This is a genomic window from Nitrincola sp. (assembly GCF_048264025.1).
In the GTDB taxonomy this organism is placed as follows: Bacteria; Pseudomonadota; Gammaproteobacteria; order Pseudomonadales; family Balneatricaceae; genus Nitrincola.
This window is the reverse complement of sequence record NZ_JBLXDN010000021.1, coordinates 13,225-30,337: the sequence shown is the minus strand read 5'-3', so window position 1 is coordinate 30,337 and position 17,113 is coordinate 13,225. Positions and strand designations below refer to the sequence as shown.

Below are 17,113 nucleotides of genomic sequence, written 5' to 3'. Positions count from 1 at the left end.
TTGTAAGCTTAGATATCGATATATAGAATGATAACTATTATCATTATTATAGTTGTTAAGGAATACTGATGTCTGAGGCTAACTCAATGCTGCACAATCAGGTGGACTCGCTGTACCGCGACCATCGTGGATGGTTGCACCATTGGTTGCGTCGACGTTTAGGCTGTTCGGAAACAGCGGCCGACTTGGCTCAAGATACGTTTATCCGAGTGCTATTAAAAGATACGGCTCCACAACCTGACAGCCCTCGCGCTTATCTCAGCACCATTGCCAAAGGGCTGATGTTCAACCACTGGCGACGACAAGCCTTAGAGCAAGCTTATTTAGAGATGTTGGCCCTGCAACCAGAGCCTGAATCGCCCTCGTTGGAAGATCAGCATCTGGTGGTAGAAACGTTGCTGCAACTGGCGCAGATACTCGATGGTTTGCCTCATCGGGATCAGCAGATTTTTCTGATGGCGCGCCTGGATGGACTGAAATATCAGGAGATAGCTGAGCACCTGAACATCAACGTAAACAGAGTGCAAAAAGCCATGGTGCGTTGTATGCAACAGTGCTATCGAGTCTTGTATGACTAATTCAGCCATGCCAACTCGTGAACTCGTAACGGAAGCTATTCACTGGCTGGTTAAATTCGAAGCAGGGGAGGTTGCAGATGAAGAGCAGCGTGCCTTTACTCACTGGCTATCGCAAAGCCCGGAGCACGCTTTGGTTTGGGATCAGCTGGGACGAGCAAATCAACACTTCTCTGCCATCTCGAATCTGAACAGTGAGAAGGCTTTATACAGCCTGCATTCGGCTGAACACCGATTACTGCAAAAACGCCGCACTCTGAAAACACTCGCCTCCATTAGTGCTTTAGGTACAGCGCTGTGGTTAACCCGTGATATTACCGGTGCTGCACAAGCTGGACGCTATCTGTACGGCAAGACGATGGCCGATATACAAACAGCGGCTGGTGAGCAAAAAACACTGGTTCTTCAAGACAGCAGCAGGTTAATTCTTAATACCCAATCGGCCCTTGCTGTGGACTTCAACGCCCAACCTGAGCTTAGGCTGCACTATGGTGAGTTGGCCATTACCAACAGTGGTGGTGCCCAGGTTCGGATCGGCAACCATCTATTCAGCCCAGATGTGGGTAGCGAATTTACCCTGTCCCGAGAAGATAGCCGTTGCCATTTGCAAGTGATTACTGGGCAGGTGAACTGTACCCTCAGTGGTAACAGAGAATATCAGGTTACCGCTAGCCAGGGTCTACTGATGCAGGGAGAACAGGTTCAACAGTCAACCCTAACGCCTTACCACCTGAGTTGGCGCCAAGGGCTGTTAACCGCCCAGCGCACCCAATTAAGCGACTTTATCCAACAGCTTGCTCGTTACCGAAGCGGTTACCTGGGCTACGCCGACGACATTGCCCATCTTACATTTTCAGGCAGTTTTCCAATTGAGGATACTGACGCTATCCTCGATAACCTCTGCCAAATTCTACCTATTCGTCAACATAGAGTGAGTAAATATTGGGTACGACTCATGCCTGCATAAAAAAATTATAAAAATAAGGCAGATTTTTCCTGTTCGTGGGGCATATCAAATATGAACTGCGCTTGGCTATCAACCCAAGTGTATAAGCCACTAAACAAGGAATCTTGAGCATGTTGTTGACCCAGCCACCTGTAAGTCTTGTAAGAAAATACCGACCCACCTTGAGTCAACTCGCCTTGGCTATGGGACTCGGACTTAGTGGGCTATCAGTGTCCGCGCTGATACACGCTGACCCGGTGGTGGATGTTAAACAGGCTTTTGCAATTCCGAGTGGCGCTCTGGACTCAGCCTTGGTGCTGTTTGGTCAGCAGAGTGGAGTCCTAGTGTCCGTGAGCGGAGACTTGAGTCAGGGTAAACAAACACGAGGCCTGCAAGGTAACTATTCCGTCGATCAGGCGTTAAGTCTTCTGCTACAGGACAGCGGACTGGTCGCTGTACCGCAAACTGGCGGGGGCTATATTATCAACCGGCCTGAGCCTGTGGTAAGCCAGCATGGCGCGGTGCAGTTGCCCACCCTCAGCATTCAACATAAACGTGAATTCCGTGTTTCCAAAGGCGCAACCAATCTACCTATGGAAATAAAGGACACCCCCCAGACGATCAGCACGATCGAACAGGAAAGCTTGCGCGACTTTGGTGTTAGCAACAGTAATGATGCGTTGCGTATGGGTACCGGTATCAACGTCGATGAGTGGGAGACCAATCGTACCGGCTATAACGCACGTGGCTTCGATATTATGCTGACGCAGGTCGATGGCTTAGGGATGACCAACGACTGGGGGCTTGTTGAAGGTCAACTGGATACCTTCCTGTTCGATAAAATCGAACTGACTCGTGGCGCAAATGGCTTGCTCACCGGTGTCGGTAACGCCTCTGGTACCATCAACTTCGTTCGCAAACGGCCTACCAACGAGGACGGTGGCGAGGTTCAGCTCTCCGGTGGATCCCATGGTCTTAAACGCCTGGCATTGGATTATAACAAGGTGCTCACTGAGGATGGCGAGTGGGCCGGACGACTGGTGCTTACGCAGGAGGATAAGGGCTCGTACCTGCGCGCACTTAATGACAAGCGTACCTCCCTCTACGGCGTTGTCGAAGGGCAGATTGGTCTCGACGGAGTGTTAACACTGGGCTTGAGCTACCAGGATTCCAAACAGCGTTCTCCTATGTGGGGATCGCTGACACTGCCTTATGCCGACGGTAGCCTGGCTGATTTCGACGTCTCTGCCTCCACTGCCCAGGACTGGACACGATGGAACAACCAGTCCTATAACGCCTTCATCGAGTACTCACATATGCTATCGCCTGACTGGGAGGGCAAGGTGACTTACAGCCACACCAAGGGTAGCAGTGATAACAAGTTGTTTTATGCCTACACCTCCACTGGCTATCTGAACGATGACAACACCGGTCTGCTCGGTTGGCCGTATCGCAGCGATAGCGAATCAGAGATCAATATCCTCGATGTCAACCTCACCGGTGTTTTTGATGCTTTCGGTCGCCAACACGAAGCCGTGTTCGGCTTGAGTCATTCCAGGCAGACAAGTCTGACCTACACATACGATGGTGCCACCTTCCCCGTATTGCCAGCTTTTCCTTATGGTGGCGATGTTTATGCAGAGCCCAATTGGGGAGCTAAAAGTGTCGCATCAGATGGTGATCAGAACATTACCCGGTTGTACGCTGCAAGCCGTATATCCTTGACCGATAGACTCAGGGGTATCGTCGGCATTAACGCCATACACCTAAAGCGAGATGGTACGGCGATCTACGGCGGTGGAACTAATCTTGACAACGAAACGACTGAAAAGGCCAGCCCGTATTTTGGCTTAACCTACGATATTTCACCTGATGTGATGACCTATGCTTCATACTCGGATATCTTCCAGGCGCAGGATCAACGTGACGTGAATGGTGCCTTCCTTGCGCCGATGAAGGGGGTTAACACTGAGATCGGCCTCAAAGCCGAGTGGTTTGATGGTGATCTCCTTACCACTGTTGCGGTTTTTTCTGCCAAGCAGAAGGGACTTGCAACCATTGCTGGCTTCGATCCTGTTGCCCAATGGAACTACTATGAACCGATGGACGTGACTTCGCGCGGTTTCGAGTTAGAAGCCACTGGTCAAGTCAGTGAAAATACCCAGCTAACGGTTGGCTATACCTCGCTCAAGCTGACTGGGGAAGATGGTAGCGATATCTACGAGTGGGTTCCTCGGCATACGTTAAAAATTCGTGCTGCCACGCGTATGCCCATGTTGCCCGATTTGCGGGTGGGCACGGGGGTGCGTTGGCAGTCCGATGTGTCTAAGGACGGTGGAGCTCGACAGGACTCACACTTTATTGCCGACGCCTTCGCGGCTTATGCGTTGAGCGACAACGCAACCCTGCACTTAAACGTCAACAATCTGTTTGATGAGAAATATATTCGTTCCGTGCAGTATGGTGCGATCTATGGCGCGCCTAGAAGCGTTTTACTCTCGCTTGACTACAAGCTCTGACCGGTAAGCTGGGAGGAATTACTGTCTGATGTCTAATTCTATATCGATTAAATCAGGTGCGGAAAAACCAAAACCTAGCCGTGCCAAAATCTGGTTTCTAGTGCATAGCTGGATGGCTATGCCGATCTGGGCATTTGTATTTTTCATCTGTCTAACGGGTACCATCGCAACGGTTAGTCAGGAGATCGTGTGGCTGGCTGATCCGGCCTCACGTGCCAATCCTCCTGCTCAGGCGGGCCCGCTGCTCAGTTTTGATGAAATTGTGGCGGTGGTGAAGGAAGGGCATCCTGAAGCGATTATTCAGTCCATTTCTCGGCCGGTAAAATCGCAGTTTGCACTGACGGCTGATATCAGCTACCCGGACACCACGACCCGGACTTTATACGTGAATCCCTATACCGGTGTCATACAAGGGGAGAGCGCTCGTTTTGATTTTCGCCAGTTTATCCGTGGCCTACATGGTTGGCTATTGATGCCCTGGACCAATGGCTACAGTTGGGGGTGGTATCTGGTCAGTATCACCGCCATCCCCATGCTGGTTTCATTGGTCACGGGGCTTGTGGTTTACAAACGTTTTTGGCGAGGTTTCTTGCGCCCGCGACTACGTTTCAACGTCAATGCACGGGTATTCTGGGGTGATTTTCATCGTCTGGCAGGTATCTGGTCTATTCCTTTTATTGCCATCATCTCGATCACCAGCATCTGGTTTTTACTTCAAGGCATACTGCAGGATAATCAAATATCCTTTTCAACGGCTGGACCACCCATCTATGTAGACCGGGCCGATGTCCCGCCGCTAGATGCCAACAGCCAGACCCCGCCTTTTATCAGCCTGGATGAAGCAACTGCCGCTGTCGAAACGGCATTTCCAGATTTTCAGGCATCTTTTGTCTCCATGCCGTGGAATGCTTATGCGCACTATAATATCGGCGGGCGTAGCGTCAGCTATCCGCTGCTGTTCGAAAACGTTAGCGTTAATCCCTACAATGCCAAGATTGAACAGACACGCCGGATTTCCGATCTATCCTGGCTTGAGATCATCACCGGCTCTATGCGCCCGCTGCACACAGGTGATTTTGTCGGTCTGAGCCTGAAACTGGTGTATTTCTTCTTTGGCATACTACTGACCATGATGGTGTTCAGCGGCATGATGATCTGGACCAAACGTACCTTCAGGGATACGGCGGCCGTCCTTCGGGAAAGAAAAATCAAAAAACAGCCAAACAAACAGCCCGACTCCCGGATACCGGCTTATGCCTTACAAGAAGGAGAAAGGACATGAGTCAAGCATCCATATCTGCGAAGACTATATCCGGTAATAAAAACAGCCTGTGGTTTCGTTGGCGCTTTCATCTAAGCGCTCTGTTGCTGATTTTGCCAATCGTGGCGATGCCTTTTTATTTTGATAACCTGGCAATGACACGCGGTGAAAAAGGCCTGGGTGAACGGGACCTTGGTCAGCATCAAGTGGGGCCGTGGCAGATTCAGCTGGCCGAGTGGGATACCCTTCCACCCTGGAAAGATGGGGTGGCCAGCCATATGAAAACCTTTTCACTGTCACTCTGTCAGGCCTGTATCCCGGAGGTGAAAGCCGCCTATATACGTATTGGCAAACCGCGTAATTTGCGCACCGCTGGCGCTATTTCCTTTGGGACACCTTATCGCCAGTTTATCGCGGTACCCATTACCGATAGCGCCACGGCCGATGCCGATATCTGGCTGACCCTGGAAGGTTGGGATGGCTCTGTGCACCAGATGTCCATGCCCTTGGCCGACGCCTCACCCAGCGCCGTAACCTTCATTCAGCGACGTAATCGCTAACCTGTGCGCACTAACCTGAGGACGGATCATGAGAACGAAGAAACACTTTTTTTGTATAGCGCTACTGATGTTCAGCAGCCTGGTTACCTTGCCTGCCTGGGCGCACTCTCCGCACTGTCAGTGCAAACTTGAGGGGGAATTCATTGTCTGCCAAGGTGGTTTTTCCGATGGCTCCGGGGCTGAGGGCACCCAACTGGATGTTATCACCTATGATGAGGACGTGATTCTGTCGAGCGCGCTGGATGAACACTCCCGCATCCGATTTCCGCGTCCTGAGGGTGATTTTTACATCTTATTGGATGCAGGTCCTGGGCATACTGTTGAAATAGACTGGCCAGAAATAGACGGGATAGATTCTTAACCCAGTCGTGCTAATGGCGCTTATTGAACTGCCATCACTTGTATCCACCGGATCATGACCAGTATCAACTTATCACAGCCGATGAACTGCTATGCTTGCCCAAATTTTTGGAGGTATGCATGGAGTTGGTCTGTCCTGCCGGGAATCTTCCGGCGCTGAAAAAGGCGGTAGATGAAGGGGCCGATGCGGTCTATTTCGGTTTTCAGAACGCCACCAATGCACGGCAGTTTATTGGATTGAATTTTAACGACAAACGTGCGCGTGAAGGTGTCGACTATGCGCAGAGTCGCGGCTGTCGGGTGTTCTGTGCTATCAATACTTATCCACAACCCTCACGTTGGTCCGAGTGGACCGGCGCTGTGGATCAGGCCGCAGCACTGGGTGTGGATGCGCTGATCCTGGCCGATATGGGGCTGTTGGATTATGCCGCTCAGACCTATCCTGATCTATCACGTCACCTGTCTGTGCAGGGCTCGGCTACCAGTCGTGCTGCGCTGACTTTCTATCAACAACAGTTTGGCATTAAGCGGGCGGTGTTGCCGCGTGTACTGTCGATTGCTCAGGTCGAGGACTTAGCCAAACAGAGTCCTGTTGAGCTGGAGGTGTTTGCCTTCGGTAGCCTGTGCATCATGGCAGAAGGGCGTTGTTACCTATCTTCCTATCTGACTGATGAATCACCTAATACGCGTGGCGCCTGTTCACCTGCCAAAGCAGTACGTTGGCAGGAAACCGCTTCTGGTCTTGAAGCGCGGCTCAATGGTGTATTGATTGATCGTTTCCTGGCAGGTGAAAAAGCCGGTTATCCGACGCTGTGCAAGGGTCGCTTTGCTGTCGGTGATGAAACCTATCATGCTCTGGAAGAACCGGTCAGCTTGTCCACATTGGATCTGTTACCCAAGTTGCAAGCCATGGGTATCGCTGCGGTAAAAATTGAAGGGCGTCAGCGCAGTCCGGCGTATGTAGCGCAGGTGACACAGGTGTGGCGGCAGGCGATCGATAAGGCCAGGACCTCGGCCGCTGATCCAGCGCAGTTGCAGCGCTGGGCAGGGCAGTTAAGTCAGTTGTCTGAGGGCAGTCTGACGACACTGGGTGCTTATCACAGAAAATGGAAGTAGGAATTGGCGATGAAATTGTCTTTGGGACCCTTGCTGTATTACTGGAAAAAATCCGCAGTTGAAGCTTTCTATGATCAAGTCAGTCAGTGGCCGGTAGAAATCGTTTATCTGGGTGAAACCGTGTGTGCCAGACGCCGAGAGCTGAAACTGGATGACTGGGCCAGTATTGCTAACCAGCTAGTGCAGGCGGGTAAGCAGGTGGTGCTATCCAGCCAGACACTGATTGAATCAGAAGGGGATCTGAAACAACTGATGCGCCTGGTTGATCTGGCCGCCAGTCAGGGTTGGCAGGTGGAAGCCAATGATCAGAGTGCCTTGCAACTCCTGTCTGAAGCCGAGGTGCCCTTTGTTAGTGGACCGGCGGTGAATATCTATAACCCAAGAACACTGCAGCGTTTGGTGAGCCTGGGGCTGCAACGCTGGTGTTTTCCGGTGGAGCTGTCGCGTGAAACCCTGGCCGATATGCAACAGGCCATCACCGCGGAAGGCATGCCAGTCGAAACGGAAGTATTCGCTTATGGTCATCTGCCTCTGGCCTGGTCATCGCGTTGCTTTACCGCGCGCTACCATGATTTGCCCAAAGATCGCTGTGGTTTTGTCTGTCAACAGTATCAGGGTGGCCTGTTAATGCGCTCTCAGGAGGCACAGGATGTTTTTGTGCTGAATGGTATCCAGACCCTGTCCGGCGCTTGCTGCAATCTGGTTGATCAGCTGCCTTTAATGCATCAGCTGCAGGTCGATGTGGTGAGGCTCAGCCCTCAAGCGCAGGGTATGGCTGAGGTGGTCAGTCACTTTGATCAGTTACGTCATGGCTGGACACCGGCTGAAACGACCATCCCGCTGCATGATCAGCTGGATTGCAATGGCTACTGGTTTGGCCGCCCAGGTATGGAGCAGGTAGAGTCAGGCAGGTAATGGCTGGTCAGAATATGGGTAGAGCCTCGGCCAGTCCGTCGCTTTGCGGACTGGCCGAGGCTTGTCACAGAATGGATCGGCCTTATTGGGCCATCCATTCTTCCATCATCTGATCATACGGCATGGTCTTGCCCTGGGGCTTTTCGTTCTCCAGAGCGGGCTTAGGCGCACCGGGTTGATCCAGCCAGTACTGCTCGTCACGTGGTTCGTTAAGGACCGGTGCATAGTTTGCGAACACGTTAGCCCGTGCCAGACGCGCCATAGTGCGATCTATGGCGTCCGCCAGATTGTCCAGCGCTTCCTTGGGCGTGATTTCTCCGTTGACGGCTGGTGCCAGGTTCTGCCACCACAGCGGTGCGAGACGTGGGTAATCCGGCACGTTGGTACCTGTCGGTGTCCACATGCTTTCATTTTCACTGCGGTAGAACTCGACCAGTCCGCCCAGTTTGGGTGCCAGCTCGGTCATTTCATCCGAGAAAATATCGGAACGACGAATCGGTGTCAGACCGGCAATGGTCTTTTCCAGAGAAACGGTCTTGGAAACCGTGAACTGGGCAAACAGCCAGGCTGCGGTACGACGATCTTCAGGTGTTGAGTTGAAGAATGTCCAAGAGCCTACGTCCTGATAACCTACCTTCATGCCTTCTTCCCAGTAGGGACCGGTTGGAGACGGTGCCATGCGCCACTTGGGATTACCTTCGTCGTCAGTCACCGGAAGACTCGGGTCGGTCATGTCAGCCGTAAATGCGGTGTACCAGAAGATCTGTTGTGCAATCTGGCCCTGTGCCGGTACGGGTCCAGCCTCGCCAAAGGTCATGCCCCGTGCACTCTCTGGGGCATAGTCACGCAGCCACTCAACCATCTTGGTGACAGCATACACAGACGCTGGCGAGTTGGTTGCACCGCCACGGCTGACACTGGCACCTACGGGGTTGCCCTCTTCATTGACTCGAATACCCCAATCATCCACTGGATTGCCGAAAGGCACGCTTTTGTCGCCCATACCCGCCATAGAGAGCCAGGAGTCATGGAAACGCCAGCCCAGGGATGGATCGCGACGCCCATAGTCCATGTGACCGTAAACCCGCTTACCATCGATTTCCTTAACGTGAACACTGAAAAACTCGGCGATGTCTTCATAGGCCGACCAGTTTAGCGGTACGCCCAGGTCATAACCATAGCGCTCTTTGAACTGTGCCTGTAGATCCTCGCGATCAAACCAGTCTGCGCGGAACCAGTAGAGGTTGGCGAACTGCTGATCCGGCAACTGATAAACCTTGCCATCGGGTCCGGTGGTGTACTGCAAACCGATAAAATCATCCAGATCCAGGTAAGGGCTGGTATAGTCCTTCCATTCGTTTTCTATGGCATCCGAGATGGCAATGGTCTTGCCGTAGCGCAGATGAGTCCCGATAGCATCTGAATCGTTGATATACCCGTCGTAGATATTCCTGTCGGACTGCATCTGCGTCTGCATGGTATCCACCACATCACCTTCGCCGATGATGTTGTGGGTGATTTTAATACCGGTAATCTCTTCGAAGACCTTGGCCAGCACTTCGGCTTCGTAAGTGTGGGTCGTTAAGCCTTCGGCTACGGTCTTGATTTCCATGCCACGGAAGGGCTCAGCCGCGTTGATGAACCACTCCAGTTCGGCAAGCTGCTCTTCCCTGGACAGGGTTGAGCGCTGGAAATGCTCATCCAGAGCCTTTTCAGCCGCCGCCCTATAGTCCTGGGCGTATAGCTGTGATGACGTCAGCAGCGCCCCGGAAATAATCAGCGAAAGGTACTTCATTTTTATGTTTTTCATACATACCTCATCTAGCTTTGTTTGCATCCCTGTAAGAAGGAAAGTCCCTTTTTTGGATTAACCCCAGCGCATCAGAATGACCATCCAGACAACAGACACTGCGGTTGCTACCAACACATGAAGTTCAGTCACTCCGATGAAAGCGAGGTGAATGAACGCACTGGTCAGAAGACCAATGAACAGCCGGTCACCACGCGTCGTGCTGATCGGCAGGAAGCCTTTTCGCTCGACACTGGGCGAAAAGTACTGCCATACAGTCATGCCCGTCAGAATCAGGGCAATCGAAATAAAGAATCCAGCCGTCGGACCGGTCCAATGCATCCAGCTCATAACAAGTCTCCTTAGGTACGACCCAGAGCGAAGCCCTTGGCGATGTGATTGCGTACGAAGTAGACCACGGCAATACCCGGTACGATGGTGAGCACACCCGCTGCCGCCAGCGTGCCCCAGTCGATACCGGAGGCACCCTGCGTTCGGGTCATGATGGCCTGGATCGGCTGGGCCCCCGTCGAGGTGAGAGTCCTTGCCAGCAATAACTCTATCCAGGAAAACATAAACAGGAAGAAGGCGGTCACGCCAATGCCGGATCGGATTAGCGGAATAAAGATCTTCACGAAGAACTTCGGAAAGCTGTAACCGTCGATATAGGCGGTTTCGTCTATTTCCTTGGGCACGCCACTCATAAAACCTTCAAGAATCCACACGGCCAGGGCTACATTGAACAGGGTATGGGCCAGCGCTACGGCGATATGGGTGTCGAACAGCCCCACGGACGAGTAAAGCTGGAAGAACGGCAGTGCGAATACCGCTGGTGGAGCCATCTTGTTGGTCAGCAGCCAGAAGAACAGGTGTTTGTCACCTACAAATCTGTAGCGGCTGAAAGCGTAGGCAGCTGGCAGAGCGACTGTCAGGCTAATGGCCATGTTCATGAACACATAGGTCATGGAGTTCACGTAACCCATGTACCAGCTTGGGTTGGTTAATATATTGATGTAGTTGTCGAAAGTCAGATTCCTCGGCCAGAAGCTGAGTTCGCCAAGAATCTCCGCGTTGGTCTGCAGTGACATATTCACCAGCCAGTAGATCGGCAGAATCATCACTATCAGGTAAATGATGAATGCGATGCGTGATTTCATCTCTGTCCCCTTATTTTTATTGTTGGGCTGATTTGTCTTTCTGCAGCGTCATGATGACGGTGTAGAACACCCAACTGACGGCGAGAATGATCAGGAAATAAATGATGGAGAAAGCCGCGGCAGGCCCCAGGTCAAACTGCCCCACGGCCATGGTGGTCAGCGCCTGACTCAGGAAAGTGGTGGAGCTGCCGGGCCCGCCACCAGTCAGTACGAAGGGTTCGGCGTAGATCATGAACGAATCCATAAACCGCAGCAGTACACCGATCACCAATACATTGGTCAGTTTGGGCAGTTGGATGTAGCGGAATACCGCCCAGCGTGAGGCTCGGTCGATACGGGCGGCTTGGTAATAGGCGTCCGGGATGGCTCGCAAACCACTGTAACTGAGCAGTGCAATCAGCGGCGTCCAGTGCCAGACATCCATGAGAATGATGGTGAACCAGGCGTCCACGGCGTTGGCATTGATGTTGTAGTCCATTCCCATACTGCTCAAAGACCAGCCCAGAAGTCCGATGTCGGTACGAGCAAGGATCTGCCAGATGGTGCCGACAACATTAAGGGGTATCAGCAGCGGCATGGCGACCAGAACCAGCGCGGCTGATGCGGCCCAGCCTTTCTTCGGCATCAGCAGTGCAATGCCAATGCCCAGCGGAACCTCAATAGCGAGAATGGCGAAGGAGAAGGCAAACTGCCTAAGCAGGGCGGCCTGCAGGTCTGGATTCCGGAGCATCTCCTTGTACCACTCGGTACCGGTCCAGTAGGCTGAATCAGCGCCAAAAATATCCTGTACGGAATAGTTGACCACTGTCATTAACGGGATCACGGCCGAAAAGGCCACGATCACAAAGACCGGGATGACAAAAAACCAGGCTTTATTATTTTCTATTTTATTCATGATCGGCCTCCACGAGTCGCTCGTCGACGTAGACTTTCAGCCAGGCTTCCGGAAAGCTGATACTGGCCGTGTCACCTGGAATTTGCTGGTCTTCGGGAATACGTACTTTTATGATAACGGAGCCGAACGCCACATCGACGATCCGATAGGTGCCCAGATCTTCGATGCCGGTGACCGATACGGCATAACTCTGTTCACCCGCATCGGTTGCAAGTGTGACGTACTCCGGACGTATACCCAGCTTGATGTTATCCGAGCCGCTGAGACGTACCTTCTGGAGAAGTGGCTCACTGACTGGCATCTGCTTACCGTTGAACATCAGTCCCTCGTCGGTCAAGCGGGGCTCGAAGAAGTTCATCCCGGGGCTACCTATGAAATAACCGACAAAGGTGTGTGCTGGCCGCTCGAACAGCTCCTGCGGGGTACCGAACTGAACGATCTGCCCTTCATACATCAGGGCGATTTTGTCAGCAAAGGTTGAGGCTTCTAACTGGTCGTGGGTTACATACACCATGGTGATATCGAAGCGTTCATGAATCTGCTTGAGCTTGCGGCGCAGACGCCATTTAAGCTGTGGATCGATAACGGTCAGTGGCTCATCAAACAGAATGGCGGTGACATCTTCACGTACCAGGCCGCGTCCCATGGACACTTTTTGCTTCTGGTCGGCACTGAGGTTTTTCGCCTTGCGTTTCAACTCACCGGAGAGCTCAAGAACTTCAGCGACTTCATGCACTTTTTCGCTGATTTGCTGTTCCGAGAAACCGCCCTGATTGCGCAGTGGGAAAGCCAGATTGTCGTAGACTGTCATGGTGTCGTAGACCACCGGGAACTGAAAAACCTGAGCGATATTGCGTTTCTCCGGCGGTAGCTCGTTCATCCGTTTACCGTCAAATAGCACATCGCCTTCCGAGGGCGTCACCAGCCCGGAAATGATATTCAACAGCGTGGATTTGCCGCAGCCTGAAGGGCCAAGCAGTGCGTAAGCGCCGCCTTGGGCCCAGACATGTTCCATCTTGCGGATGGCATAGTCCTCCGGTCCCGAAGGCTTTGCGCTGTATGAATGTGCCAGTGTTTTTAGCCTGATTTCAGCCATGTCAGAGACCCTCCGCCCGACTGGGTACATGCACTGTCCTACCATCAGGCGCGAATGCATAGAGTTTGTGGGTAGGGAAGTACACCTTGATTTGCTCGTCGGTGTGATACTGATAGATGCCTTGCAGGTGCAGAACCAGGTCGAAAGATTCGCTATGCACGTGCAGGAAGGTTTCCGATCCACTGATTTCGGCCAGATCTACCGTGACTGAAATTTCCAGATCATCCTCAGCCTGAGGTACCAGGCCAATGTGTGAAGCGCGGACGCCGAACTGGTACTGACCTGGTGCGAGGGAATCCAGATCCGCATTGAGCTGAAAATGAACCCGCTCATCAAAGGTCACTTCCGTTTCGCTGACGCGTCCTGGCACGATATTGATGGGCGGTTCAGAGAAGATTTCTGCCGTCTCGATATCCTGAGGTCGATGGTAGACTTTCGGGGTGGAGCCTTTCTGCAGCAGTCGGCCTTGGTGCAATACAGCGGTTTCACCACCCAACGCCAGCGCTTCCTGGGCCTCGGTAGTGGCGTAGACGGCGATACAGTTGCGTGCCTGAAACAGGGTTTTCAGTTCACTGCGCAAGGCCTCGCGCAACTTGTAATCCAGATTGACCAGCGGTTCATCGAAAAGTACCAGGTCGGCATCCTTGACCAGCGCCCGGGCCATGGCGACCCTTTGCTGCTGGCCACCTGAAAGTTCGAGTGGCAAGCGTCTCAGCAGGTCTTCAATCTTGAGCAGCTCTGCGGTTTCCCGGACCCGCCGGTCGATCTCTTCCTTGCTTTGTTTGGCAAGCTTCAGTGGCGAGGCGATGTTCTCGTACACACTCAGGGTGGGGTAATTGATGAACTGTTGATACACCATGGAGATGTTTCGTTTCTGAACAGCCATGCCGGTCACATCCACGCCATTCATCAGGATTTTACCGCTTGATGGCTTATCCAGCCCTGCCATAATACGCATCAGCGTTGTTTTGCCGGCAAGAGTCCGGCCAAGGAGGACATTAAAGGAACCCGGTTCCAGCGTCATGCTGACGTCCGATATCCAGGTTTCTCCATCCACAACGCGCGATATATTCTGCAGCGTTAGAGACATGATTTTTCCTTTCTTTTATTGTTATCATTAGAAGTTAGTCTACAAGAGCTATGTCAAAACGAAAAGATACGAAAGTAATTTTTTACTGAATCGAACACTGGCTTCTCTATAATGAATCCCGCTGGGCGCTAACTAGAACCCTTTCTCCTCAATTTCTGCCTTTACCCATAAGGGAAGGTAGTGTGCTACTTGGCACTCTGGGGACCGCTCTGCAACTTGGCAACGGCGGCATACCAGCCAGCATAAAGCTCGTCGCGTTTTTGCTTGCTCATCTGCGGTTCGAAGCGCCGATCACACTGCCAGGCCTCCTGTAGCGTATCGAGGGATTCGTAGACACCCGCCTGAAGACCGGCGAGGTAAGCTGCACCCAACGCAGTGGTTTCCACCATTTTAGGCCGATCCACCGGGGCGCCGAGTATGTCGGCCAGAAACTGCAGTACCCAATTGTTGGCCACCATGCCACCATCAACCCTCAGGGTGATGGGCCTCAGGCCATCCTTCTCCATGGCTTTTTGTAGATCCTTGGTCTGGTAACACACCGATTGCAGGCCCGCCGTGACGATTTCCTTAATCCCCGTGTCTCGGGTCAAACCGAAAATGGCGCCGCGGGCGTTGGGATCCCAATAGGGGGCTCCCAGCCCGGTAAATGCTGGCACCAGATACACACCGTGATCTACGGATGTACCCTCTGCCAGTGGTTCGGTCTCGCTGGCATTGCTGATCAGTTGCAGGCCATCCCTGAGCCACTGAATGGCCGCGCCCGCGATAAAGATACTGCCCTCCAGGGCATAAGTCGGCTTGCCTTTGAGGCGATAGGCCACGGTTGTGAGTAGTCGGTGTTCCGAGACCAGCGGCTTGTCTCCGGTGTTCATGATCAGAAAGCAACCGGTTCCATAGGTGCTTTTCGCCATGCCGTTTTTAAAACAGGTCTGTCCAAACAGGGCCGCTTGCTGGTCACCAGCAATCCCCAACACCGAGATGCCGTCAAGGCGACCATGCCCCTCAATCTGGCCAAAGTCTGCCGCAGAATCCATAACTTCGGGCAGCAGCGAATCGGGAATGCCGAACAGCTCCAGTAGTTCCTGGTCCCATTCCTGCTTGTGTATATTGAACAGCATAGTGCGACTGGCGTTGGTGGCATCAGTGCGGTGGGCTTTGCCACCGGTCAATCGCCATAACAGGAAGCTGTCGATGGTACCGAAGGCGAGCTCACCCTTTTCGGCACGCTCTCTGGCACCAGGTACATTATCAAGCACCCAGCGAATTTTTGTGGCTGAGAAATAGGGGTCTATCAATAGTCCGGTTTTGCTGCTTACCAAGGGTTCCAGGTGCTGTTGTTTCAGAGTTTCACACCAGTCAGCGGTCCGGCGATCCTGCCAGACAATCGCTGGATACACCACTTCGTTGGTAGCTCGGTCCCAAAGTACGGTCGTCTCTCTTTGGTTGGAAATCCCAACAGCGACAACTTCGTCGTTGTCGCCACACCCCCGCTGCATGACTTCAGCACAGGCTTCTTTTACCGTGCGCCATATATCTTCAGGGTCGTGTTCTACCCAACCGCTGGCCGGAAAATGCTGGGGAAATTCTTGCTGACTGCTGGCGTGTATAGTGCCCTTCAGGGTAAAAAGAATGGCGCGAGAACTGGTGGTCCCCTGGTCTATCGAAAGAATGAACTGAGTCATGGTTGTTTGGCCTCGGGTGTTCTTATTTTTTCGTATTTTTACCTTTTTGAAAACAAAAGCCAACCCTTGGTGCGGGTGAAAACTGCTGCGGCCGCTACAACTCCATAAAAAGGCTGAATAAAAGCATAAAACACTCTAGAATAAGTGCAAGTTTGAGATCGTTATTTCGTTCGTTACAGAAAAATCGGGATGCGGAGGAAGTTGAATGGCATTGCGACGCCGACAAGATCTGATCATGGAGCTTATCCAGCAGAGCGGTTTCGTGACCACTGAGCAGCTGGTTGAGCAGTTCAAAGTTACGCCACAAACCATTCGCCGGGATCTGAACGAACTGGCCAGCCAGAAAAAACTGCATCGGCATCATGGCGGTGCAGGTATTGATTCCAGTACGGTCAACACGGCTTATCAGGCCCGCAAGATCATGGATCTTGAAGCCAAAGAGCGCATTGCCGCGTCACTGGTGGAGATGATCCCCGATAACTCCTCCATGTTCATCAATATCGGCACTACCACCGAGACCATCGCCAAGGCGCTGCTGGAAAAAAACAACCTGCGAGTGGTGACCAATAATCTTCATGTAGCCTCGATTCTTTCGGCTAAGGAAGATTTCCACATCATTATCGCTGGCGGTGAAGTAAGAAGTCGTGATGGTGGCATCGTGGGTGAAGCCACCCGGGACTTCATCAACCAGTTCAAGATGGACTTCGGCATTATCGGTATCAGTGGTATTCACAGTGACGGTTCGCTGTTGGACTTTGATTACCGGGAAGTGCGTGTTGCCCAGTCAATCATCGAGAATTCAGGGCAGGTCCTGCTGGCGGCTGACCACTCCAAATTTGGCCGCAATGCCATGGTGCGTCTTGGTCGCATTACCCAGGCTGATCATGTGTTTACCGATAAAACACCGCCTGTTGAGATCTGTAAGCTACTACGCGAAAGCAATGTAGAGCTGCATCTGGTCTGATCCACCACATACCTGACTTGACTGATCCCGCCTCGCAATTTTGTTGCGTGGTCTCGTTTTTGCTTGCTTTTGATTTTCGTTTTTTTTCTTTATTTTCCTTTACGAAATTATTTTCCTTTCGCATAATAGCGTTTAATGTTGGTATGGAAAACGTAAAGTGCGCTGTGTTCATCTTTTCACTGGCGTCA

16 protein-coding genes are annotated in these 17,113 nt (G+C 52.4%); 9 read left to right on the top strand and 7 right to left on the bottom strand.

Translation table 11 applies throughout. The features are described from left to right. Window positions 1-68: 68 nt before the first annotated feature. The 8 genes from ACN0R1_RS14485 (at window position 69) to ACN0R1_RS14450 (ending at window position 8,252) form a co-directional block, all read left to right on the top strand. Complete coding sequence (locus ACN0R1_RS14485) at window positions 69-578, top strand: sigma-70 family RNA polymerase sigma factor (RefSeq protein ID WP_417584072.1); 510 nt, start codon at window positions 69-71, stop codon at window positions 576-578. Next, window positions 571-1,542: a DUF4880 domain-containing protein gene (locus tag ACN0R1_RS14480; protein WP_417584070.1), complete on the top strand. Its 972-nt coding sequence runs from the start codon at window positions 571-573 to the stop codon at window positions 1,540-1,542. Before ACN0R1_RS14485 ends, ACN0R1_RS14480 begins: the two co-directional genes overlap by 8 nt. 110 nt (window positions 1,543-1,652) lie before the next feature. Further along, on the top strand, window positions 1,653-4,040 hold the full coding sequence (locus ACN0R1_RS14475) for a TonB-dependent siderophore receptor (RefSeq protein WP_417584068.1): 2,388 nt from the start codon (window positions 1,653-1,655) through the stop codon (window positions 4,038-4,040). A gap of 28 nt (window positions 4,041-4,068) precedes the next feature. After that, a complete protein-coding gene (locus tag ACN0R1_RS14470; RefSeq protein WP_417584066.1) occupies window positions 4,069-5,322 on the top strand; it encodes a PepSY-associated TM helix domain-containing protein in 1,254 nt (417 codons plus the stop codon). Beyond that, the gene (locus tag ACN0R1_RS14465) at window positions 5,319-5,861 is read left to right on the top strand and encodes a hypothetical protein (protein ID WP_417584064.1); all 543 of its coding nucleotides are present in this window, start codon (window positions 5,319-5,321) and stop codon (window positions 5,859-5,861) included. The genes ACN0R1_RS14470 and ACN0R1_RS14465 overlap by 4 nt, the downstream gene beginning before the upstream one ends. Window positions 5,862-5,889: 28 nt before the next feature. Further along, entirely contained in the window at window positions 5,890-6,222 is a 333-nt protein-coding gene (locus tag ACN0R1_RS14460; RefSeq protein ID WP_417584062.1) for a hypothetical protein, read from the top strand. Window positions 6,223-6,341: 119 nt separating this feature from the next. Continuing rightward, a complete protein-coding gene (ubiU, locus tag ACN0R1_RS14455; protein WP_417584060.1) occupies window positions 6,342-7,337 on the top strand; it encodes a ubiquinone anaerobic biosynthesis protein UbiU in 996 nt (331 codons plus the stop codon). A 9-nt stretch (window positions 7,338-7,346) separates the two neighbouring features. Next, window positions 7,347-8,252: a U32 family peptidase gene (locus ACN0R1_RS14450; RefSeq protein ID WP_417584057.1), complete on the top strand. Its 906-nt coding sequence runs from the start codon at window positions 7,347-7,349 to the stop codon at window positions 8,250-8,252. Between the two features lie 82 nt (window positions 8,253-8,334). On the opposite strand, the gene ACN0R1_RS14445 is transcribed toward ACN0R1_RS14450, so the two are convergent. From ACN0R1_RS14445 to glpK, 7 genes are all read right to left on the bottom strand, one after another. Then, entirely contained in the window at window positions 8,335-10,062 is a 1,728-nt protein-coding gene (locus ACN0R1_RS14445; protein ID WP_417584055.1) for an ABC transporter substrate-binding protein, read from the bottom strand. Between the two features lie 57 nt (window positions 10,063-10,119). Next, entirely contained in the window at window positions 10,120-10,392 is a 273-nt protein-coding gene (locus tag ACN0R1_RS14440; RefSeq protein ID WP_417584053.1) for a DUF2160 domain-containing protein, read from the bottom strand. Between the two features lie 11 nt (window positions 10,393-10,403). Next, entirely contained in the window at window positions 10,404-11,198 is a 795-nt protein-coding gene (locus tag ACN0R1_RS14435; protein WP_417584051.1) for a carbohydrate ABC transporter permease, read from the bottom strand. Between the two features lie 16 nt (window positions 11,199-11,214). Next, a complete protein-coding gene (locus ACN0R1_RS14430; protein ID WP_417584049.1) occupies window positions 11,215-12,093 on the bottom strand; it encodes a carbohydrate ABC transporter permease in 879 nt (292 codons plus the stop codon). Continuing rightward, on the bottom strand, window positions 12,086-13,189 hold the full coding sequence (locus ACN0R1_RS14425; RefSeq protein WP_417584047.1) for an ABC transporter ATP-binding protein: 1,104 nt from the start codon (window positions 13,187-13,189) through the stop codon (window positions 12,086-12,088). The genes ACN0R1_RS14430 and ACN0R1_RS14425 overlap by 8 nt, the downstream gene beginning before the upstream one ends. A gap of 1 nt (window position 13,190) precedes the next feature. Beyond that, window positions 13,191-14,279 (bottom strand): ABC transporter ATP-binding protein, encoded by a 1,089-nt coding sequence (locus ACN0R1_RS14420; RefSeq protein ID WP_417584045.1) that lies wholly within the window; start codon window positions 14,277-14,279, stop codon window positions 13,191-13,193. 185 nt (window positions 14,280-14,464) lie between these two features. Continuing rightward, window positions 14,465-15,961 (bottom strand): glycerol kinase GlpK, encoded by a 1,497-nt coding sequence (gene glpK / locus ACN0R1_RS14415; protein ID WP_417584043.1) that lies wholly within the window; start codon window positions 15,959-15,961, stop codon window positions 14,465-14,467. A 205-nt stretch (window positions 15,962-16,166) separates the two neighbouring features. On the opposite strand from glpK, the gene ACN0R1_RS14410 reads away from it, so the two are divergent. Next, entirely contained in the window at window positions 16,167-16,925 is a 759-nt protein-coding gene (locus ACN0R1_RS14410) for a DeoR/GlpR family transcriptional regulator (protein ID WP_417584041.1), read from the top strand. The last annotated feature ends 188 nt before the right edge of the window (window positions 16,926-17,113 follow it).